The sequence below is a fragment of the Streptomyces sp. NPDC036815 genome (assembly GCF_055609205.1).
In genome coordinates this window covers 1,156,887-1,178,557 of the sequence record NZ_JBVJPW010000001.1, presented here as the reverse complement: position 1 = coordinate 1,178,557, position 21,671 = coordinate 1,156,887, and the positions used below count along the sequence as shown (strand labels likewise).

General features: G+C 71.8%; 18 protein-coding genes. 8 read left to right on the top strand and 10 right to left on the bottom strand.

Annotation, left to right across the window (positions count from 1 at the left end; translation table 11 throughout):
• Window positions 1–119 precede the first annotated feature (119 nt).
• Both ACZ69I_RS05245 and uvrA read right to left on the bottom strand, forming a co-directional pair.
• Window positions 120–884: a crotonase/enoyl-CoA hydratase family protein gene (locus ACZ69I_RS05245; RefSeq protein ID WP_470830530.1), complete on the bottom strand. Its 765-nt coding sequence runs from the start codon at window positions 882–884 to the stop codon at window positions 120–122.
• 170 nt (window positions 885–1,054) lie between these two features.
• A complete protein-coding gene (uvrA, locus tag ACZ69I_RS05240) occupies window positions 1,055–4,207 on the bottom strand; it encodes an excinuclease ABC subunit UvrA (protein WP_470830529.1) in 3,153 nt (1,050 codons plus the stop codon).
• 229 nt (window positions 4,208–4,436) lie between these two features.
• On the opposite strand from uvrA, the gene ACZ69I_RS05235 reads away from it, so the two are divergent.
• Together ACZ69I_RS05235 and ACZ69I_RS05230 are read left to right on the top strand one after the other, a co-directional pair.
• Window positions 4,437–5,120, top strand: a complete 684-nt coding sequence (locus tag ACZ69I_RS05235; RefSeq protein WP_470830528.1) for a maleylpyruvate isomerase family mycothiol-dependent enzyme — start codon at window positions 4,437–4,439, stop codon at window positions 5,118–5,120.
• A 10-nt stretch (window positions 5,121–5,130) separates the two neighbouring features.
• Window positions 5,131–5,787, top strand: a complete 657-nt coding sequence (locus tag ACZ69I_RS05230; RefSeq protein ID WP_467667884.1) for an MBL fold metallo-hydrolase — start codon at window positions 5,131–5,133, stop codon at window positions 5,785–5,787.
• A gap of 16 nt (window positions 5,788–5,803) precedes the next feature.
• Here ACZ69I_RS05230 and aroQ read toward each other — a convergent pair whose 3' ends face one another.
• Window positions 5,804–6,271, bottom strand: a complete 468-nt coding sequence (aroQ, locus tag ACZ69I_RS05225; protein ID WP_470830527.1) for a type II 3-dehydroquinate dehydratase — start codon at window positions 6,269–6,271, stop codon at window positions 5,804–5,806.
• A 96-nt stretch (window positions 6,272–6,367) separates the two neighbouring features.
• Between aroQ and ACZ69I_RS05220 the strand changes: the two genes are divergently transcribed.
• Window positions 6,368–7,666, top strand: a complete 1,299-nt coding sequence (locus ACZ69I_RS05220) for an MFS transporter (protein WP_467667888.1) — start codon at window positions 6,368–6,370, stop codon at window positions 7,664–7,666.
• Window positions 7,667–7,673: 7 nt separating this feature from the next.
• On the opposite strand, the gene ACZ69I_RS05215 is transcribed toward ACZ69I_RS05220, so the two are convergent.
• The 6 genes from ACZ69I_RS05215 to ACZ69I_RS05190 form a co-directional block, all read right to left on the bottom strand.
• Window positions 7,674–8,774: a calcium:cation antiporter gene (locus ACZ69I_RS05215; RefSeq protein WP_467667890.1), complete on the bottom strand. Its 1,101-nt coding sequence runs from the start codon at window positions 8,772–8,774 to the stop codon at window positions 7,674–7,676.
• 90 nt (window positions 8,775–8,864) lie between these two features.
• Window positions 8,865–9,860, bottom strand: coding sequence for a TerC family protein (locus ACZ69I_RS05210; RefSeq protein ID WP_470830526.1), 996 nt, complete (start codon window positions 9,858–9,860; stop codon window positions 8,865–8,867).
• A gap of 248 nt (window positions 9,861–10,108) precedes the next feature.
• Window positions 10,109–12,136, bottom strand: coding sequence for a TerD family protein (locus tag ACZ69I_RS05205; RefSeq protein ID WP_470830525.1), 2,028 nt, complete (start codon window positions 12,134–12,136; stop codon window positions 10,109–10,111).
• A gap of 91 nt (window positions 12,137–12,227) precedes the next feature.
• Entirely contained in the window at window positions 12,228–12,806 is a 579-nt protein-coding gene (locus tag ACZ69I_RS05200; protein ID WP_361727022.1) for a TerD family protein, read from the bottom strand.
• A 156-nt stretch (window positions 12,807–12,962) separates the two neighbouring features.
• Window positions 12,963–15,125, bottom strand: a complete 2,163-nt coding sequence (gene uvrB, locus ACZ69I_RS05195; RefSeq protein WP_470830524.1) for an excinuclease ABC subunit UvrB — start codon at window positions 15,123–15,125, stop codon at window positions 12,963–12,965.
• An 80-nt stretch (window positions 15,126–15,205) separates the two neighbouring features.
• On the bottom strand, window positions 15,206–16,090 hold the full coding sequence (locus tag ACZ69I_RS05190) for an MHYT domain-containing protein (protein WP_470830523.1): 885 nt from the start codon (window positions 16,088–16,090) through the stop codon (window positions 15,206–15,208).
• 275 nt (window positions 16,091–16,365) lie between these two features.
• Here ACZ69I_RS05190 and ACZ69I_RS05185 point away from each other — a divergent pair, with 275 nt between their 5' ends.
• From ACZ69I_RS05185 to ACZ69I_RS05175, 3 genes are all read left to right on the top strand, one after another.
• Window positions 16,366–17,259: a glycerophosphodiester phosphodiesterase family protein gene (locus tag ACZ69I_RS05185; protein ID WP_470830522.1), complete on the top strand. Its 894-nt coding sequence runs from the start codon at window positions 16,366–16,368 to the stop codon at window positions 17,257–17,259.
• An 86-nt stretch (window positions 17,260–17,345) separates the two neighbouring features.
• A complete protein-coding gene (locus ACZ69I_RS05180) occupies window positions 17,346–17,900 on the top strand; it encodes a methylated-DNA--[protein]-cysteine S-methyltransferase (protein WP_470830521.1) in 555 nt (184 codons plus the stop codon).
• 46 nt (window positions 17,901–17,946) lie between these two features.
• Complete coding sequence (locus ACZ69I_RS05175; protein ID WP_467667905.1) at window positions 17,947–19,209, top strand: MFS transporter; 1,263 nt, start codon at window positions 17,947–17,949, stop codon at window positions 19,207–19,209.
• Between the two features lie 39 nt (window positions 19,210–19,248).
• Here ACZ69I_RS05175 and ACZ69I_RS05170 read toward each other — a convergent pair whose 3' ends face one another.
• Window positions 19,249–19,614: a cupin domain-containing protein gene (locus ACZ69I_RS05170; RefSeq protein WP_389712630.1), complete on the bottom strand. Its 366-nt coding sequence runs from the start codon at window positions 19,612–19,614 to the stop codon at window positions 19,249–19,251.
• 178 nt (window positions 19,615–19,792) lie between these two features.
• Between ACZ69I_RS05170 and ACZ69I_RS05165 the strand changes: the two genes are divergently transcribed.
• Entirely contained in the window at window positions 19,793–20,701 is a 909-nt protein-coding gene (locus ACZ69I_RS05165; RefSeq protein ID WP_467667908.1) for a pseudouridine-5'-phosphate glycosidase, read from the top strand.
• Window positions 20,702–20,730: 29 nt separating this feature from the next.
• Window positions 20,731–21,651, top strand: a complete 921-nt coding sequence (locus ACZ69I_RS05160; RefSeq protein WP_470830520.1) for a carbohydrate kinase family protein — start codon at window positions 20,731–20,733, stop codon at window positions 21,649–21,651.
• Window positions 21,652–21,671 lie beyond the last annotated feature (20 nt).

Here is a 21,671-nt window from a genome sequence, read left to right as displayed (position 1 = left end):
GGCGTACGGGGCACGCGGGGCGAACGGGGCGGGACAGGCACACGGGGCGTGCGAGGCATACGGGGCGCGCGAGGCGCCCGGGGCGGGCCGGGTAGGGCGACGCAGGCCCCGTGCCCGCCTCAGCGGCCCGTGAACACGCCGTGGCGGCCCGCTCCCGCCGCGAAGCGCGCCGCGCCCGCGGCCGCCTCGGCCAGCGAGTGCAGACCGTGGCTCAACTCGACCGCCATCGCCTCCTGTTCGGGCAGGCCGCCCTGGTCGAGCAGGGCGAGCCGGTCGCGCCGCAGGCAGGCCTGCGGAAACCCGGCGATCTCGGCGGCGAGCCGCTCGGCCGCGGCGCGCGAGGTGCCGGTGGGCACGGTCCGGTTGACCAGGCCCATGCTCAGCGCCTCGGCGGCGCCCACGGGACGGCCCGTCAGGATCAGGTCCAGGGCGCGGCCCTCGCCGATCAGCCGGGGCAGCCGCACCGTGCCGCCGTCGATGAGCGGGACGCCCCAGCGGCGGCAGAACACCCCGAGGACGGCGTCGTCCTCGGCGATCCGCAGGTCGCACCAGAGGGCGAGTTCCAGGCCACCGGCGACGGCGTGGCCGGAGATCGCCGCGATCACCGGCTTGGACAGGCGCATCCGGGTGGGGCCCATGGGGCCGTCCCCGTCCTCGGTCACCGCGTTTCCGTCGGGCGTGCCGATGGCCTTGAGGTCCGCGCCCGCGCAGAAGGTGCCGCCCTCGCCCCACAGGACGGCGACGGCGGCGTCGGGGTCGGCGTCGAAGGCGCGGAAGGCGTCGGCGAGGGCACGGGCGGTGGGCCCGTCGACGGCGTTCCGCGCGGTGGGGCGGGACAGCACGATGGTGGTGACGGGGCCTGCGCGTTCGCTGCGTACGGGCATGGGAGAAGCGGACCACGCGAGCGGGGCGGCGGACAAGGGGCGTTCGGGCCGCCCGGCACCGCCCCTCGGGCACGGGGAAGCGCCCCGGCCCTGGTGAGGGACGGGGCGCTTCTTTCGGGTCCGTGCGTCGGCCGGAGGGCCGTGTGCCGGTTCCCCCATGACGGCGGTCGTCAGGCCTTGCGGGCCCGCGTCGTCTTCTTGGCGGCGGCCTGCTTCTTCGTGGCGGCGGCCGTCTTCTTCGCGGCAGCCGACTTCTTCGTGGCGGCGGCCTTCTTGGCGGGGGTGCTCGCCTTGGCGGGGGTGCTCGCCTTGGCGGGGGTGCTCGCCTTGGCGGGCGTGTCCGTCCTGACCGTGGCCGTCCGCTTCGTGGCCGTGGCGGTCGCCGCCACCGTCTTCTTGGCGGCGGTCTTCCTGGCGGGCGCCTTCTTGGCGGCCGTCTTCTTGGCCGACCGCCCCCGCGAGGGCACCGCGTCGCTGATCCGGTCCGACGAGATGATGTCCCGCAGGAACTTGCCGGTGTGGCTGGCAGGCACTCCCGCGACGTCCTCGGGCGTGCCCTCGGCGATGACCAGACCGCCGCCGTTGCCCCCCTCGGGGCCCATGTCGACGACCCAGTCCGCGGTCTTGATCACATCGAGGTTGTGCTCGATGACGATGACCGTGTTGCCCTTGTCGACGAGGCCGGAGAGGACCGTGATCAGCTTGCTGATGTCCTCGAAGTGCAGACCGGTGGTCGGTTCGTCCAGGACGTACACGGTGCGGCCCGTCGAGCGCTTCTGGAGCTCGGAGGCCAGCTTCACGCGCTGGGCCTCGCCTCCGGAGAGCGTGGGAGCCGACTGGCCGAGGCGTACGTACCCGAGGCCGACGTCGTTGAGGGTCTTCAGGTGCCGGGCGATGGCGGGCACGGCCTCGAAGAAGCCGAGTGCCTCCTCGATCGGCATGTCGAGGACCTCGGCGATGGACTTGCCCTTGTAGTGCACGTCCAGCGTCTCGCGGTTGTACCGCGCGCCGTGGCAGACCTCGCACGGGACGTATACGTCCGGGAGGAAGTTCATCTCGATCTTGATGGTGCCGTCGCCGGAGCAGTTCTCGCAGCGGCCGCCCTTGACGTTGAAGGAGAAGCGGCCGGGCAGATAGCCGCGGACCTTCGCCTCCGTGGTCTCCGCGAAGAGCCTGCGGACGTGGTCGAAGACGCCGGTGTACGTCGCCGGGTTCGAGCGCGGGGTGCGGCCGATGGGCGACTGGTCGACGTGCACGACCTTGTCGACCAGGTCGTCACCGTCCACGCGCGTGTGCCGGCCGGGGACGGTCCTGGCGCCGTTGAGCTCGCGGGCCAGGTGCGTGTACAGGATGTCGTTGACGAGGGTCGACTTGCCCGAGCCCGAGACACCCGTGACGGCCGTGAGGACGCCGAGCGGGAAGGAGACGTCGATGTCCTGCAGGTTGTTCTCGCGGGCGCCGTGCACCGTGAGCTGCCGGGAGGGGTCGGCGGGGCGGCGCACGTCCGGCACCGGGATGGCCCGCTTGCCCGACAGGTACTGGCCGGTGATCGACTTGTCGTTGGCGAGGAGCTCCTTCATGGAGCCGCTGTGCACGACCTTGCCGCCGTGCTCGCCCGCGCCGGGGCCGATGTCGACGACCCAGTCGGCGACCTTGATGGTGTCCTCGTCGTGCTCGACGACGATGAGCGTGTTGCCCATGTCGCGCAGGCGGACGAGGGTCTCGATCAGGCGGTGGTTGTCGCGCTGGTGGAGGCCGATGGACGGCTCGTCCAGGACGTAGAGCACGCCGACCAGGCCGGAGCCGATCTGGGTGGCCAGGCGGATGCGCTGGGCCTCGCCGCCGGAGAGGGTGCCCGCGGCGCGGTTCAGCGAGAGGTAGTCCAGGCCGACGTCGACCAGGAACCGCAGCCTTTCGTTGACCTCCTTGAGGACCCGCTCGGCGATCTTCTTGTCGCGGGCGCCGAGCTTCAGCATGGCCAGGAAGTCCGCGCAGTCGCTGATGGACATCGCGGAGACCTCGGCGATCGACTTCCCCATGACCGAGACGGCCAGGACGATCGGCTTGAGGCGGGTGCCCTCACAGGTGGGGCAGGGCACCTCGCGCATGTAGCCCTCGAAGCGCTCGCGGCTGGCGTCGCTCTCGGCCTCGCTGTGGCGGCGCTTGACGAAGGGGACGGCGCCTTCGAAGGCGGTGGTGTAGACCCGCTCGCGGCCGTACCGGTTGCGGTAGCGCACCTCGATCTGCGTCTTGTGGCCGTTGAGCAGGGCCTTCTTGGCGCGCTGCGGAAGTCCGGCCCAGGGCATCTCGGTGGAGAAGCCGAGCGCGTCGGCGAGGGCGCCCACGAGGCGGCCGAAGTACTCCTTGGTGTGGCCGTGCGACCAGGGGTGGATGGCGCCCTCGTCGAGCGACTTGTCCGGGTCCGGAACGATCAGCTCCGGGTCGACCTCCATGCGCGTGCCGATGCCGGTGCAGTCCGGGCAGGCGCCGAAGGGCGAGTTGAAGGAGAAGGAGCGGGGCTCCAGCTCCTCGAAGGACAGGTCGTCGTACGGGCAGTAGAGGTGCTCCGAGTACATGCGCTCGCGCTCGGGGTCGTCCTCGGCGAGGTCGACGAAGTCGAGCACGACCATGCCTCCGGAGAGGCCGAGTGCGGTCTCCACGGAGTCGGTCAGGCGGCGCTTGGCGGAGTCCTTCACCGTGAGGCGGTCGACGACGACCTCGATGGTGTGCTTCTCCTGCTTCTTGAGCGTGGGCGGCTCGGAGAGCTGGATCGTCTCGCCGTCGACCCGCGCGCGGGAGTACCCCTTCGTCTGGAGGTCGGCGAAGAGGTCGACGAACTCGCCCTTGCGCTCGCGCACCAGCGGCGAGAGGACCTGGAAGCGGCTGCCCTCGGGCAGTTCGAGGACCTTGTCGACGATGGCCTGCGGCGACTGCCGGGAGATGGGGCGCCCGCACTCGGGACAGTGGGGCTTGCCGATGCGCGCGAAGAGCAGGCGCAGGTAGTCGTAGACCTCGGTGATGGTGCCGACCGTCGAGCGCGGGTTGCGCGAGGTCGACTTCTGGTCGATGGAGACGGCGGGCGAGAGGCCCTCGATGAAGTCGACGTCTGGCTTGTCCATCTGGCCGAGGAACTGCCGGGCGTACGAGGAGAGGGACTCCACGTACCGCCGCTGGCCCTCGGCGAAGATCGTGTCGAACGCGAGCGAGGACTTGCCCGACCCGGAGAGTCCGGTGAAGACGATGAGGGAGTCACGCGGGAGGTCGAGCGAGACGTTCTTGAGATTGTGCTCGCGCGCGCCACGGACGATGAGACGGTCGGCCACGCCGGTCCGCACCTTTCTAGAGAGAAGTGACGAGGGGCAGAACCCCCGTCGTTCACAGACTAGGGCGAGCCACTGACAACGCCGGGCCGCTTCCCTGGTTCCGTATGCACAACAAACCGGGACCTTCAAGAATGCCCGATGCCGCCCTCGACCATATAGGACGTACATTCGATTTGCGGCCTGTCCTGGTGTCTTCACTCGAACGTGTGACCCAGCTATCGTCGGCCTCATGATTGATCATGTGCGCGACCTGGCGTCTGTACGTGACGCGACCGAACGGCTGCTCACCGCAGCCGCGAAACTGAACAACGATTCGACCGCCGCGCCGTCACGGCTGCCGGGCTGGACCCGGGGCCACATCCTCGCCCACCTCGCGCGGAACGCGGACGCACTGGTGAACGTGCTGGCCGGGCGGCCGATGTACGTCAGCGCCGAGGCGCGGGACGCGGACATCGAGCGGGACGCCCCGCGCCCCCTGGCCGAGCAGCTCGACGACGTCCGCGAGAGCACGGCCCGCTTCGAGGCCCAGGCCGCGCTCCCCGCCGACTGGTCGCGCACCGTCACCCTGCGCAACGGCGTCACCGACTCCGCCTCCAGGGTGCCGTTCCGCCGGTGGGTCGAGGTGGAACTGCACCACGTCGACCTCGGCATCGGATACGAACTCGAGGACCTGCCCGCGGAGTTCGTGCGGCGCGAGACCGTGTTCCTGACCGCGCGCTTCACGGGCGCCCCCGGCGTACCGCCCACGCGGATCACGGACGGCACGCACACGTGGAGCACCGGCGGCGAGGGCACCCCGGAGGTGACCGTCTCCGGCCCGGCGCCGGACGTGGTCGGCTGGCTCTCCGGGCGCCGCGACGGCGCCGCGCTCACCGCCGAAGGCGGCCTGCTGCCCGCTCTGCCCCCGCTATAGGCTGGCGTACATGACGTACAGCGGAGCGGTGAAGGTCGGCGGGCCCGCGGATGTGCACGAGCTGCCGGACCTGATGATTTCGAAGGTCGCGGTCGGGCCGATGGACAACAACGCCTACCTGTTGCGCTGCCGGGCCACCGGCGAGCAGCTGCTGATCGACGCGGCCAACGACGCCGAGACGCTGCTGACGCTGATCGGCGACGACGGCATCGCGTCGGTCGTCACCACGCATCAGCACGGTGACCACTGGCAGGCCCTGGCCGCCGTCGTCGAGGCAACCGGGGCGCGGACGTACGCGGGCCGCGAGGACGCCACGGGCATCCCCGTCCCGACGGACGTCCCGGTCGACGACGGCGACACGGTCACGGTCGGCCGCATCACGCTGACCGCGCGCCACCTGGTGGGCCACACCCCGGGTTCGATCGCGCTCGTCTACGACGACCCGCACGGCCACCCGCACGTGTTCACCGGCGACTGCCTCTTCCCGGGCGGCGTCGGCAACACGTGGAAGGACCCGAAGGCCTTCGCGAGCCTCATCGACGACGTCGAGACGAAGATCTTCGGGGCGCTGCCGGACGAGACGTGGGTCTACCCCGGCCACGGCGGCGACACGACGCTCGGCGCCGAGCGGCCGCACCTCGCCGAGTGGCGCGCGCGGGGCTGGTGAGCCAGGGGGGTACGCGTTACGCCTGACCGGCGGCGACCAGCGCCGCCACCCGCTCCACCGCGAACGCGTACCCCTGCACGCCGCATCCCGCGATGACGCCGTCGGCGCGCTGCGACACGTAGCTGTGGTGCCGGAACGCCTCGCGCTGGTGGATGTTGGAGATGTGCACCTCCAACACCGGCATCCCGTCACAGGTGTTGAGGGCGTCCAGGATCGCGACGGACGTGTGGGAGTAGGCCGCGGGGTTGATGACGATGCCCGCGTGGTGCTCGCGCGCCTCGTGGATCCAGTCCACCAACTCGCCCTCGTGGTTGCTCTGTCGCAGGTCCACGGTCCCACCGTGCGCGGCGGCCGCCTCGGCGCACAGGGCCTCGACGTCGGCGAGCGTGTCGGTGCCGTAGATCTCGGGCTGGCGCCGGCCGAGGAGGTTCAGGTTCGGGCCGTTGAGGATCATGATCGGGGCGGTGGCGAGGCTGCGCGTCATACGGGAGGTCTATCACGCCCCCTCTGATGCCCCGCACCCCCGCACGCCCCCCGCGACTCCACGTAACCAGCAGTCACCGTGGGTAGTTGACGCGGCATGCGCCCCACCGAACCGCCCTCACTGCCCCGCCTCGCGGCCGCCTCCCTCGCCGGGACGGCCATCGAGTTCTACGACTTCTTCCTCTACGGGACGGCTGCGGCACTGGTCCTCGGACCGCTGTTCTTCCCCACCTTCTCCCCGCTCGCGGGCACCCTCGCCGCCTTCGCCGCCTTCGGGGTGGGATTCGTCGCCCGACCGCTCGGCTCCGTCCTGTTCGGGCACATCGGCGACCGGCACGGGCGGCGGCCGGTACTCGTCGGGTCGCTGCTCCTGACCGGCGTGGCCACGGTCGCCGTCGGCTGCGTACCGGCGTACGGTTCGATCGGCATCGGCGCTCCCCTGCTGCTCCTGGTGCTGCGGTTCCTCCAGGGACTCGGGCTGGGGGGCGAGTGGAGCGGCGCCGTGCTGCTCACCGCCGAGCACGCGCCGGCCGAGCGGCGCGGGCTGTGGGCGAGCTTCCCGCAGATCGGTCCCCCGGTCGGCTTCCTGCTGGCCAACGGCATCATGCTGGTCCTCTCGGTGACGCTCACCGACGCGCAGTTCGCGGCCTGGGGGTGGCGCGTGCCGTTCTGGGCGGCGGGCCTGCTCGTCGCGGTGGGACTGGCGCTGCGCACCTCGCTCGTGGAGAGCCCGGACTTCCTGCGGATGCGCGAGCACGCGCGCGTGCCGCTCGTCGAGGTGACGCGCGGGCACTGGCGGCTGGTGCTCCTGACAGCGGGCGCGCTCGCCTTCGGGTACGCGGTGTTCTACGCCGTGACGACGTGGTCCCTCTCCTACGGGGTGGTGCGGCTCGGCGTGAGCCGCACCGTCATGCTGGCCTGCGTCATGGCCGCGGTGGTGGTGATGGGCGTCCTGACGCCCGTAGTGGCCGTGCTCGGCGACCGGTACGGGCGGCGGCCGCTGTGTCTGCTCGGCTGCGGCGCGTCGGCGCTCTGGATGTTCCCGATGATCGCGTTGTTCTCGACCGGGCAGCCGCTGCTGATGTTCCTCGCGTTCCTGGTGGCGATGCTCGCCTTCATCATGGTCTTCGCCGTGGTCGCCGCGTACCTGCCGGAGCTGTACGAGCCCCGGCTGCGCTGCACGGGCGCCGCGGTCGGCTACAACCTCGGCGGAGTGCTCGGCGGCGCGCTCACCCCGATCGTGGCGACCGCGCTCGCGGCCGGGGACGGGACGCCGTGGGGCGTGGCCGCGTATCTGACGGGCATCGCGCTGCTGAGCCTCGGCTGCTTCGCGCTGCTTCCGGAGACGCGGCCGGTGAAGGCGGCGGACGGTGGGGTGACGGCCATGACGACGTGACGGCCGGCTACGGGTTGACGGCCAGCTCCAGGTACGCCGCGAACAGCACCAGATGGACGCCGCCCTGCAGCGGTGTGGCGCGCCCGGGGACGACCGTGAGCGTGCTGACGGCCACCGTGAGGGCGAGCAGCACCATGTGCGTCGAGCCGAGGCCGAGCACGAGCGGCCCGGACAGCCACACGGAGGCGACGGCGACGGCCGGGATGGTCAGTCCGATGCTGGCCATCGCCGAGCCGAGGGCGAGGTTGAGGCTCGTCTGCACGCGCTCGCGGCGGGTGGCGCGGACGGCCGCGATCGTCTCGGGGAGCAGCACGAGCAGCGCGATGATCACGCCGACGACGGCGTGCGGCATGCCCGCGCTCTCGACGCCCGACTCGATCGTCGGGGAGACGCCCTTGGCGAGGCCGACCACGCCGATCAGCGCGAGGGCGAGCAGCCCGAGGCTGGTCAGCGCCTTCCGGGCGGAGGGGCCCTCGGCGTGGCTGTCGGCGTCGATGACGTCGCCCTGCCGGGTGAGGGGCAGGAAGTAGTCGCGGTGGCGCACCGTCTGGGTCGTCACGAAGAGGCCGTACAGGATGATCGACGCGACCGCGGCGAAGGTGAGCTGGGAGGTGGTGAACTCGCCACCCGGCTTGGTGGTGGTGAAGGTCGGCAGGACCAGGCAGAGCGTGGCCAGGGTGGCGACGGTCGCGAGGGCGGCGCCGGTGCCCTCGGGGTTGAAGACGGCGGTGCGGTGGCGCAGGGCGCCCACCAGGAGGCAGAGCCCGACGATGCCGTTGCAGGTGATCATCACGGCGGCGAAGACGGTGTCCCGCGCGAGCGTCGCGCTCTTGTCGCCGCCGTCGGCCATGAGGGTGACGATCAGCGCCACCTCGATGATCGTCACCGCGACCGCGAGGACGAGGGAGCCGAAGGGTTCGCCCACGCGGTGTGCGATCACCTCGGCGTGGTGGACGGCGGCGAGCACCGCCCCGGCGAGGATCAGCGTCACCAGGCCCACGACCGGGCCCGGCAGGTCCCTCCCCCAGGTGAACGCGAGGAGGACGATCGCGAGGATCGGCACCACGGCAGTCCACTGCATGCCGAGCGCCCGGAGCCGAGTGACCATGACTCGATGCTGCCCCGGGCGCTCGTGTGCCGCGACTCGGTGCCACCCGCCCGGTGCCGTGCGGGCGGCTCCGGGCGGGCGGCGCGAGCGTCAGGCCTCGATGCTGTCCTTGCGCTGGTCGTCCGCGGCCTCGGCCGCCGCCTGCTCCTGCTTCCTGGAGGCGATGAGGCTGGTGATCGTTGTGATCACCAGGACGCCGCAGATGACGCCGAGCGAGACCGGGATGGAGATCTCGGGGACGTGCACCCCGTTCTCGTGCAGGGCGTGCAGGACGAGCTTCACGCCGATGAAGCCGAGGATCACCGACAGGCCGTAGCTGAGGTGGACCAGCTTCCTGAGCAGACCGCCGATGAGGAAGTACAGCTGCCGCAGACCCATCAGGGCGAAGGCGTTGGCGGTGAAGACGATGTACGAGTCCTGGGTGAGGCCGAAGATCGCCGGGATGGAGTCCATCGCGAAGAGCACGTCGGTGGTGCCGATGGCGAGCATGACGACCATGAGTGGCGTCATGATCTTCTTGCCGTTCTTGCGGATGAACAGCTTCGTGCCCTCGTACCGGTCGGAGACGCCGAACTTCTTCTCGATGGACTTCAGGAGGCGGTTCTCCTCGAACTCCTCCTCCTCGTCGTCGGAGCGCGCTTCCTGGATGAGCTTCCAGGCGGTGTAGATGAGGAACGCGCCGAAGATGTAGAAGACCCACGAGAAGTTGGCGATGACCGCGGCGCCGGCGGCGATGAAGATCGCGCGCAGGACCAGGGCGATCAGCACACCGAACAGCAGCACCCGCTGCTGCAGGTGGGACGGGACCGAGAACTTCGCCATGATCAGGATGAAGACGAAGAGGTTGTCGACGGAGAGCGACTTCTCGGTGATGAAGCCCGCGAAGAACTCGCCGGACGCCTGGCTCTCACCGGCGACCAGCAGGCCGACGCCGAAGAGCGCCGCGAGGACGATCCAGACGACCGTCCATATTCCGGCTTCCTTGATCGACACGTCATGGGGCTTGCGCCCGATGAAGAAGTCGACCGCGATCAGGGCGCACAGACCGAGAACGGTCGTCACCCACAGAGTCATTGAAACGTCCACTGCGCCTCCGGCGTCGTACGGCTACTGATCAGCGTCGTCGCTGCCGGAGGTCTCTTCCACCCGAGGCGTCTGCCGCCGTACGGGCCGACGCCCCGGGACCGATGGCGGTCCGTATTGACGGGTACGTCGCAGTCGGGAGTACTCCCCTCCGCAGGTAGAAGCGTACGCGAAGCACCAAGGTTTGGTAAAGGGGATGGCAAACAAGAGCCAAAAGCCCTGGTCGGGGCAGCACAAAAGTCGCTTTGCCGTCAACGCCCGCCGTTGCGCCGGGCCGTCGCGACCTGGTCGAGCACCTGCCGCAGGACCTGGCTGCCCTGCGGCATCACGGGCGGATCGTACGTCCAGGCGTGGCCGACCCAGGGGTCGGCGAGGTGGTCGTCGGGAACCGGCGTCAGCCGCAGCAGCGCGCGCCACAGGGGGTCGAGCAGCGGCCCGTACTCGGCGGCGTCCTCGCGGTCGGCGACCATCATGAGGTGGACGCCCACGGCCGGGCCCTCGTCCGCGAGATAGCGCAGCCGGGTCACGGCCCGGTCGTCGAAGCCGTGCGGAAAGTCGTTGACGATCAGGAGCTGCTCTGCGGTGTCCACGTCCGGGGGCAGCGCGTCGGCCGCATCACCGCGGACCGCCATCTGGACCAGGTCCACACGCTGGGTCAGCCTGCCGAGGACCTCGGAGACACCGGCGGCCCCGGCGGCAGGTGGCCCGGCGAGCACACCGGACGCCACCAGCGGTGCGAACGCGTCCGCCGCGGCGCCCGCCGCGTCGATCACGTGCACCTGGAACTCGTCCGCCGGATAGGCCGCGAGCAGCCGGGCCGCATGTGCGACCGCGGTGTCCACGGCCAGTCGGCGCAGCTCGGCGGGGTCGGTGAAGGAGTTGGTGAGCGCCTTGCCGCTGTCGATCCACAGGCCGCGCTCCAGGGGCAGCCTGACGAGCATCGGAATCCGCAGGCCGACGCGCTCGGGGAGGTGGAGATCTCCCAGGCGCAGCGCCATCGGGATCTCCATCGGAGCGCGGTAGGCCTGCCATACGGGGCTGCTCCACGCCGCGTACGCCGGGGGCAGGGCGGGCTCGACGACGTCGGACTCGGCGGCGAGCTGGGCGAGGTCGCGGTCGAGGGCGGCCCTGGCCTGGCCGACGAGGTCCGCGTGCCGGGCGCGGGCGGTCTCGCGCGCGGCGTCGCCCGCGCCGCCGATGCGGCTGCGCGGGTCGGAAAGGGCCTTGTCGAGCTCCTGCTCCAGGCGGGAGTCGGCGAAGTCGACGGCACTGCGGTACGCCGCCGCGGTGCGGGCCAGGTCCTCGAACATGCCCCACACCTGGTTGTAGAGCCGCTCCTCCATCGACCAGCCGGTGGCGTCGCCCGCGACGGGCGGGGCGGGCTCGCCGGGCCTGGCCGGAGGCGCGGTGGGCGGCGGCGTCGGGGGCGCGGACGTCCGGCGGCTCGGATGGGTGTAGTCGACGGGGACGCCGCCGCTCTGCGGGTCCGTGGCCGCGGCGGACGGGTCGGACGGCACGGACGCAGTGGAGGCGGTGGGCGTGGCGCCGGTGGCGGTGTCGTCGTCGCCCGGCTGCCGCGGGGGCGGGGCGGACTGCGGCTGGCTCTGCGGCTGCCCGTGCCCGGTGACGGGGGCGGCGGGCCGGTCCTGGGCGGTCCTCCCCTGGGCCGCGGTGCGCACGCGGGTGTCGTCGGCGGTACGGGGCGGCGGCGCGGCCACGGAGCGGGCCAGGCCCCGGGCGACCGCGTCGTCGATCGCGCCCGCCAGCTCCCGGGCCTCGGGCAGGCCCTGGTCGGTGAGCATCTCGGCGAGGCCGCCCGCGTATCCCTGGCCCACCGCGCGGACCTTCCAGGCGCCCTCCCGGCGGTAGAGCTCCAGGGCGACGACCGCGGACTCGGCGTCCAGGTCGGTGAGGGTGTAGCTGGCGACCTCGGCGCCGTCGAGCGTGGTGACCGCGACGAAGGGGGCGGCGAGCGCGCGGAAGGTGGCGGGGTCCCCGGCGCCGACGGGCAGCGCAAGCAGCACGCTGACCCGGTGGACGGTGTCCGGCAGGGCACCGAGGTCCACGGCGAGGCGGTGGTCGGCCGCCGCCTGCTGGGACACCTCGAGGCCCGGCAGGGTGGGCGAGCCGGGGTGGGCCACCCATTCCACGCCCCGGACCCGGCCCCGGTCGTCGCCGAGCGTGGCGCCCGCCACGACCGGGTTCCCCGCCGACACACGGATCTCCAGGCGGGTCCCGGGTAGCGGGTGGTTCTGCCCTCGCACCAGCTCGGCCGTCATCGCGTTCGTTCCCCCTCGGGGGCTCCCGCGAGCCCCGTACCTCGTACGTACTGCGGACCGGCGTGCCGTCAGGCGCGGCCCCTGGGCGCACTCACAGGTGCGGCAGGATCGACGGCATCAGGTCCTGGAAGGTACGGCCGTTGGCGGGGTTGCCGATGGCCGTCATCTGCCAGCCCTTGCCCGCGCGGTGGACCTTCGCCATGATCTGGGCGGTGTACTGGCCACCGCCGTCCAGCGTGTAGCGGGCGAGCTCCTGGCCGTTGGTCTCGTCGACCAGGCGGCAGAAGGCGTTCTGCACCTCCTGGAAGGTCTGGCCGGTGAAGGAGTTCACCGTGAAGACGATCTGGTCGATGTGGACGGGGACCCGCTGGAGGTCGACGAGGATCGCCTCGTCGTCGCCGCCCTTGCCGACGCCGCCCACGAGGTTGTCGCCGGTGTGCCGCACCGAGCCGTCGTCGCTGACCAGGTGACGGAAGAAGACGACGTCGAGCGGCTGCTTGTCCGCGAACAGCACCGCCGAGGCGTCCAGGTCGACCTCGCGGGTGCGCGAGCCGAACAGGCCGCGGCGCGGGGCCGCCTGCCACCCCAGTCCCATGCGCACCGCGGTCAGGGCGCCCCCGTCGTCCTTCTGCAGGCTGATGGCCTGACCCTTGGTCATGTTGACCGTCACGCGCTGTCCCCTCTCGAACTGCCTGGGCAGCCGCCTCTTGCGGCTGCCCAGCACCCTATGCAGTGCGACCTGCGGAACCGCACTCCGGTCAGCACTTTGTGGCGGCTTTGCAACAGACCGGGCAGTACGCCGTTTCCCCCTGTCCCGAGGGGGTTTCTAGGCCTGTCCCGCCTCCCTCATCTGACGGAGCTCCTTCTTCATCTCGGACACCTCGTCGCGCAGCCGTGCGGCGATCTCGAACTGCAGGTCGGCGGCGGCCGCGCGCATGCGCTCGGTCATCTCCTCGATCTGTTCGGCCAGTTCGGCCGCGGGCCGGTCGGTCGGGACGGTCTCGGCGCCCTTCTTGCCCTTGGCCTTGGTCTTGGCGGACGCGGCCGCCTTGCCGGCCTTGGCCGTCTCGCCGCCGAGCGAGGGCACGGGGGCCTTGGCGCCCTTGCCCGCCTTCGGCTTGCGGTAGTCGGAGCCGAGGAGCTCCTCGGTGTCGACCTCTTCGCGCGCGATCGCCGACACGATGTCGTTGATCTTCTTGCGGAGGGGCTGCGGGTCGATGCCCCGCTCCGTGTTGTACGCGATCTGCTTCTCCCGGCGGCGGTTGGTCTCGTCGATGGCCTTCTCCATCGCCGGGGTGATCTTGTCCGCGTACATGTGGACCTGGCCGGAGACGTTGCGCGCGGCGCGGCCGATGGTCTGGATCAGGGAGGTCCCGGAGCGCAGGAAGCCCTCCTTGTCGGCGTCGAGGATCGCCACCAGGGAGACCTCGGGCAGGTCGAGGCCCTCACGCAGGAGGTTGATGCCGACCAGGACGTCGTACTCACCGGCGCGCAGTTCGCGCAGGAGCTCGACGCGGCGCAGGGTGTCGACGTCGCTGTGGAGGTAGCGGACCTGGATGCCCAGTTCGAGGAAGTAGTCGGTGAGGTCCTCGGCCATCTTCTTGGTGAGGGTGGTGACCAGGACGCGCTCGTCCTTCTCGGTGCGCGTGCGGATCTCGTGCACCAGGTCGTCGATCTGGCCCTCGGTGGGCTTCACGACGACCTCGGGGTCGACGAGGCCGGTGGGGCGGATGATCTGCTCGACGAAGCCGTCGCCGCGCGAGAGCTCGTACTTCCCCGGGGTCGCCGAGAGGTAGACCGTCTGACCGATGCGGCCGAGGAACTCCTCCCACTTCAGCGGGCGGTTGTCCAGGGCCGAGGGCAGCCGGAAGCCGTGGTCGACGAGGGTGCGCTTGCGGGAGGCGTCGCCCTCGTACATCGCGCCGATCTGGGGGACCGTGACGTGCGACTCGTCCAGGACGAGGAGGAAGTCCTCGGGGAAGTAGTCGAGGAGGGTGTGGGGCGCGGTGCCGGGGGCGCGGTCGTCGAAGTGCATCGAGTAGTTCTCGATGCCGGAGCAGGAGCCGATCTGGCGGAGCATCTCCAGGTCGTACGTGGTGCGCATGCGCAGGCGCTGGGCCTCCAGCATCTTGCCCTGCTTCTCCAGCTCCGCGAGGCGCTCGGCGAGCTCCTTCTCGATGCCGTTGATCGCCTTTTCCATGCGCTCCGGGCCCGCCACGTAGTGCGAGGCCGGGAAGACGTACAGGTGGTCGTCGTCGCTGATGACCTCGCCGGTGAGCGGGTGGAGGGTGGAGAGCGCCTCGATCTCGTCACCGAACATCTCGATGCGGACGGCCAGCTCCTCGTAGACCGGGAAGATCTCGATGGTGTCGCCGCGGACCCGGAAGGTGCCGCGGGTGAACGCCAGGTCGTTGCGCGTGTACTGGATGTCGACGAAGCGGCGCAGGAGCTGGTCGCGGTCGATCTCCTCGCCGACCTTGAGCGGCACCATGCGGTCCACGTACTCCTGGGGGGTGCCGAGGCCGTAGATGCAGGAGACGGAGGCGACCACGATCACGTCGCGCCGGGTGAGCAGCGAGTTCGTCGCGGAGTGGCGCAGGCGCTCGACCTCCTCGTTGATCGAGGAGTCCTTCTCGATGTAGGTGTCCGACTGCGGGACGTACGCCTCGGGCTGGTAGTAGTCGTAGTACGAGACGAAGTACTCCACCGCGTTGTTCGGCAGGAGCTCGCGGAACTCGTTCGCCAGCTGGGCGGCCAGGGTCTTGTTCGGCGCCATCACCAGGGTGGGGCGCTGGAGCTTCTCGATCATCCACGCGGTGGTGGCCGACTTGCCGGTGCCGGTCGCGCCGAGGAGGACGACATCCTTCTCACCTGCGCGGATACGTCGTTCCAGCTCGGCGATGGCCGCCGGCTGGTCACCGTTGGGCTGGTACGGACTGACGACCTCGAAGGGTGCCACCGTGCGTTCGATCTTGGATACGGGCCGCATGGAATCCACCGTACGACCCCCCACTGACAACCGGGCCGCTCCGGCCGCTCAACGGCCCCCCGCGTCCGGTCCGGGGCGGCTCACCAGTTCTGCGGGGTGCGGGAGCCGGGGCGGGTGCGGGGGCGGGGCCGCGTGCGGCGGCGGGCGGGCGGCACGTGGCGGTCGCCGGAACGGGAGACGGGGTAGGGCCGCCGGGCGCGGGCGCCGTTCGCGGGGTTCCCGACGTCGGCCTGGCCGCCCGTCATCATGAGCGGGTCGAACATCACGATCACGCCCGCGAGGAGCAGGAAGGCGAGCGGCCCGATCATCATGGGCGCGAGGATCTCGGCGGGCGAGTCGCCGGGCGGCGCGGCGCCCGAGCCGTGCAGGTGGACGCTGAGCCCCGCCATGCCCATGTAGTGCATGCCGCTCACGGCCAGGCCCATGACGAGGCTGGCACCCAGGCTCCACACGAAGCCCCTGACCTGCCCGGCCGCCCAGAGCGCGGCGGTCGCGGCGACCATGGCGATCACCACGGAGGCGGCGACGGTCAGGGTGTTGTACTCCAGCGTCCCGCGAAGACGCATACCGGCCATTCCCAGGTAGTGCATGGAGGCGACGCCCAGGCCCGTGACCGTTCCGCCGGTGAAGAGGGCGGTGCCCGTCGCGCCGCGGTAGCCGACGATGAAGATGCCGATGCCGACCATGAGGATGGCGACGGCGAGGCTCGCGAAGGTCAGCGCCTTGTCGTAGTGGATGGGGGCCTCCTCCACGGTGAAGCCCATCATCGCCACGAAGTGCATGGTCCAGATGCCGGACCCGATCGCGGCCGAGCCGAGCGCCAGCCAGCCGGGGCGCCAGGAGTGGGCGACGAGCAGCGACCTGGTCGTGCAGCGCAGGCCGAGCGCGCCTCCCAGACAGGCCATGAGGTAGGCCACCACCGGTGTGACGACTCCGTAGCTGAACCCGTCGACCGTGCCCTGCATGCGCGGTAGCCCTTCCGCCCGTTGTGCCCAAAAGCCCTGAAAACGTTCCACATACCCCCTGCTGACGGCCATCTGAAAGGCCGTCGGCTGAGGCAGAGAGTAAAGCTCACGCCGGAGCGCACGAACGATTTTCCGGCAAAGAATCGCGTTCCCCACGCGCGGGGTCCTCGACTTTGACGACTTCGTTCAACCTGTGGCCATCCTGCACCTGTCTCCCGTTGGCCGCTGACTGTCACTCTCGACCGGTCCGTGATCTCACGACGCGAGGAGTACCCGTGTACGCACGCGCTGCCGCCACCACCGTCGCCCTCCTCGGAGCAGGTGCGCTGGTCCTGCCCACCGCCTCCGCCACCGCGCGGCCCCACGCGGTGCCGAGCGCCACCCAGCAGCACAGCCCGGTGGTCGTCGCCCACCGCGGCGCCTCCGCCTACGCGCCCGAGAACACGCTCGCGGCGATCGACAAGGCCCGCGACATGGGGTTCCGCTGGGTGGAGAACGACGTCCAGCGGACCAAGGACGGCGAGCTGGTGATCGTGCACGACGACACCCTGAAGCGGACCACGAACGTCGAGGAGGTCTACCCGGACCGGGCCCCCTGGAAGGTCGCGGACTTCACCGCCGCGGAGATAGCAAAGCTCGACGCGGGCAGCTGGTTCAGCCCGAAGTACGCCGGTCAGCGCGTCCCGACCCTGAAGCAGTACATGCGCCGGGTGTCGCACAACCACCAGAAGCTGGTCTTCGAGTTCAAGAAGCCCGAGCTGTACCCGGGCATCGAGAAGCAGGGGCTGCGGGTCCTGCGCGACACCGGTTGGCTCGACAAGCACCACGTCAAGAGCAAGCTGGTCATCCAGAGCTTCAGCGCGGACAGCGTGAAGACGGTGCACTCCCTGCGGCCCGATGTGAAGACAGGCTTCCTCGGCACGCCCGCGGTCGCCGAGCTGCCCGCGTACGCGCGGTTCGCCGACCAGATCAACTCCTCGCACACGACCATATCGGCCGGTTACGTCTCCGCGCTGCACGCCGTGAAGGGCCCGCACGGCAAGCCGCTGGAGATCTTCACCTGGACCGTCAACGACGCCCCGGGCACGGTGCGTGCGGCGGGCTTCGGCGTGGACGGGATCATCACCAACGCGCCCGACGTCGTCCGCAAGGCGCTGCGCGACAGCTGACAAACCCGCCGCGCGACAGCTGACGGGCCTGCCGAGCAAGAGCACGGCCGACCGCGTTGTCAGTGGCCGGCCGTACGGTGGTCGGCATGAACGCCACTGCGCAGGACCGGGACGGCGCCGTGTGGGCCGTCGTCGACAGCGACATCGGCCCGCTGCTGCTCGCCGCGACCGGCGAAGGCCTGGTCACCGTGGCCTTCCACGCCACCGACGCGGTACGGGTGAAGGCGCTCGACCGGCTCGGCTCCCGACTGGGCGCCGAGCCGGTCCACGCGCCCGACTCGCCCCTGCTCGCCGAGCCGATACGCCAGTTCGCGGAGTACTTCGCGGGCCGGCGGCACGACTTCGAGCTGCCGCTGGACTGGTCCCTGATCTCCGGGTTCAACCGTCAGGTGCTGCGCGAGCTCCTCTCCGGCGTGCCGTACGGCTCGGTGGTGGGCTACGGCGACCTGGCCCACCGCGTCGGACAGCCGGGCGCGGCGCAGGCCGTGGGCCTCGCGATGGGCGCCAACCCCCTGCCGGTCGTGGTGCCCTGCCACCGCGTGGTGGAGCGCGACGGGGGTATCGGCGGCTTCGGGGGCGGTCTGGAGACCAAGCGCCACCTGCTCGCCCTGGAAGGGGTGCTTCCGCAGCCGCTGTTCTGACCGGATCCCCGTTCCGGGCGCGCGGACGCCCTGGCACACTGCGTCAGTGACTTCGACCGTCGACGCCCCTGACATACCCACGCCGGAGGCGCTGCCCGCCCTGCGGCGCCGTACGAACGCGGTACTGATCGCCAGCCAGATACTGGGCGGGCTCGGGGTACCGATCGGCATCGCCCTGGCGCCGACGCTGGCGACCGACGTGAGCGGGACGGAGGCACTGTCCGGCCTCGCGTCGACCGCTTCCGTGGCGGGCACGGCCGTGCTCTCGCTGCCGCTCGCCGCGCTCATGAACGCGCGCGGACGGCGTGCGGGACTCGTCCTCGCCTATGTGATCGGCGCACTCGGCGCGGGGGTCGTCGTGCTCGCCTCGGTCGCCGGTAACTTCGCGCTGCTGCTGCTCGGCATGGCGGCTTACGGTGCGGCCTCCCTGGCCACGCTGCAGGCGCGGTTCGCGGCGGCCGACCTCGTCGAGCCCGAGCGGCGCGGCCGGGCCATCTCGCACGTCATCTGGGCCACGACCATCGGCTCCGTCCTCGGCCCGAACATCTCCGCACCGGCCAGCCGCGTCTTCACCGGCACCTCCATCCCCGAGGAGGCCGGGCCCTTCCTCTTCGCCGCCGGGATCTTCGCGGGCGCCGCGCTGGTGGTGGCGGTGCTGCTGCGGCCCGACCCGCTGCTCACCGCCCGCGCGCTGGCCCCGCGGGAGAGCGGGTCAGCGCAGAGCCGCTCGCTGAGGGCCGGTGTCGCCGCGGTGGTCGCCTCGCCGATGGCCCGCCTCGCCCTGGTGACGGTGGCCGCCTCGCACACGGTGATGGTCTCGATCATGGTGATGACCCCCGTCGACCTGGGTCACCACGGCGCGAGCCTGCAACTGGTGGGCCTGGTCATCAGCGGTCACATCGCGGGCATGTACGCGTTCTCCCCGGTGATGGGGTGGCTCGCCGACCGGTTCGGCCGGCTCTCCGTGATCGGCCTCGCGGTGGGGCTGCTGTGCTGCGCCGCGCTGCTCGCCGGCACGGCGGGCGCGCACCACGGCCAGACGGCCGCGGGCCTCTTCCTGCTGGGTCTCGGCTGGTCCGCGGGCCTGGTCTCCGGATCCGCGCTGCTCACCGACTCGGTCCCGCAGCCCGCGCGCGCCGCCGTGCAGGGCCTGTCGGACCTGACGATGAACGCGGCGGCGGGCATCGGCGGCGCCGCCGCGGGCCTGATCGTGGCCCGGGCGAGCTACGGCTGGCTCAACCTCATCGGAGTCTGCGTGCTGCTCCCGATGGCCGCGCTCGTGGTGCACAGGGCCGTCAGGAAGGCGTGAGCGGGGCGACGGCCGCTCGGACGGGGATGGCACGGGCTCTCAGGGCAGCGTGATGTGGTACGCCTTGCGCAGCGTCTCGTGGACGGTCCAGGTGGTGCGGTCGCCCTCGCGCAGCACGGCGGCGTCGCCGGGACCGATCTCCAGGGTGTCGCCGCCCTCGACCTCGACGGTGGCGCGGCCGCTGACGACCACGAACAGCTCGTTGGCCTCGGTGTCGGTGACCACGCCCGGCGTGATCTGCCAGATGCCGCGCAGCTGCTTGCCGTCGGCGGACTCCCAGAGCACCTTGCCGGTCACCACCGGGTCACCGGAGACGATCTGCGCCGGGTCGAGCGGCTCAGCCTCCAACTCAACGTCCGGAATGTGCACGGCAAAAGACGCAACGGTCTGATCATTCGTGGTCATGGCCGGTCACCCTAGCCGGGGGTCGGGCTGCACCTCGGCGGGGGTCGGCGTGCGTATCCGCGTCCCCGGGGGTTTGGCGGGGCGCGCGGCCCGCCAGGGATGAGGGGGACGGCGGGACCCGACAGGACCGAGCAGAGCCCGACAGACCCGACAGACCCGACAGGCAGGAGGCAGGCCCGTGCTGGTGGTGTCCGACGAGGTGCAGACGGCTGTCGCGGAGCGACGCCCCGTGGTGGCCCTGGAGTCCACGATCATCGCGCACGGCCTGCCGCGCCCGCGCAACCTCCAGGTGGCCGGGGAACTCGAAGCGCTCGTACGGGAGGAGGGCGCCGTACCCGCGACGATCGCCGTCCTGGACGGGCGCCCCCACGTCGGCCTGGACAAGGAGCAGTTGGACCGGGTCGCGAACGAGGACGGCTTCCGCAAGCTGGGCCACCGCGACCTGCCGCTCGCCGTCGCGGCGGGCGCGAGCGGGGCGACGACGGTCTCGGCGACGGCGCTGCTCGCCGCGCGCGCCGGCGTACGGGTCTTCGCCACGGGCGGGCTCGGCGGAGTGCACCGGCAGTGGACGCGGGCGCAGGACGAGTCGGCCGACCTGGGGCTGCTCGCCCGCACCAGGATCACGGTGGTGTGCGCGGGCGTGAAGTCGATACTGGACGTACCGGCGACGCTGGAGCGCCTGGAGACCCTGGGCGTCGCGGTCGCCGGGTTCCGGACCGACCGCTTCCCCGGGTTCTATCTGGCCGACTCCGGCCACCCGGTGGACTGGACGCTGCGCACGCCGGGCGAGGCGGCCGAGGTGATGCGCGGTCAGGACGCGCTCGGCGGGCCGGAGTCGGCGCTGATCGTGGCCAACCCGGTGCCCCGGGACGAGCAGCTCGATCCCGCCCTCCACGCGCGCGTGCTCGCCGAGGCGCTGGAGGAGTGCGCGGAGCGGGGCATCACGGGGCAGGCGATCACACCGTTCCTGCTGGAACAGCTGGTCCGGCGCACCGGGGGCGCGTCCCTGGAGGCCAACCTCGCCGCGGTCCGCGGCAACGCGCGCCTCGCGGGGCGGATCGCGTCGGCGTGGGCCACCGGGCGGTGAGGGCGCGGGGCGAGGACCCGGCCGGGGGCATGGGCGCGCGCCCCGGCGCCCTGCTCGTGGTCGGGGACGTCGTGACGGACATCGTGGCCCGGCACCACGGAGCGCTCGCGCCGGGCACCGATACGGCCGCGGCCATCCGTACGGTGCCGGGCGGCGCGGGCGCCAACGTCGCCTGCTGGGCGGCGCATCGGGGCCGGGCGGACGTACGTCTCCTCGGCCGGGTCGGCGCCGACGCGGCGGCGTGGCACGAGGCCGCGCTCACACGCGCGGGTGTGCGGCCACGCCTCGTCGTCGACGCGGAGGCACCGACGGGGACGGTGATCTGCCTGGTCGACGGGGGTGCCGGGGCCGAGCGCACGTTCCTCACGGACAGCGGCGCCGCGCTGCGGCTCTCCCCCGCCGACTTCTCGCCCGGCCTGCTCGACGGCGTGGCGCTGCTGCACCTGTCCGGCTACCTGTTCTTCGCCGAGCCGAGCCGGGCGACCGCCCGCGCCGCGCTGGCGGCGGCACGCGCGCGTGGGGTGCCGGTGACCGTGGATCCCGCGTCGGCGGGGTTCCTCGCGGAGACGGGCGTGGAGCGGTTCCTCTCGGCGGTGGACGGAGTGGCCGCGCTGCTGCCGAGCCGGGACGAGGCGGAGCTGCTCACCGGGCTGCCCGACCCGGCGGACGCGGCGTCGAAGCTGAGCCACCGCTTCCCGGCGGTGGTGGTCAAGCTCGGCGCGGAGGGCGCGCTGGTGGCGCGCGAGGGCGAGATGCTCGGCCGAATCCCCGCGGAGCCCGCGCGGGTGCGTGACTCGACGGGCGCGGGCGACGCGTTCACCGGCGCGTTCCTCGCAGCGCGCCTCGCCGGCGCGGGGCTCCGCGAGGCGGCGAGGCAAGGGTGCACGGCCGGAGCCCGCGCCGTGGAACGCATCGGCGGCAGACCCCCGGAACCGCCCGCCACGGCGTGAAGCCCACCCCGGCACCGCCG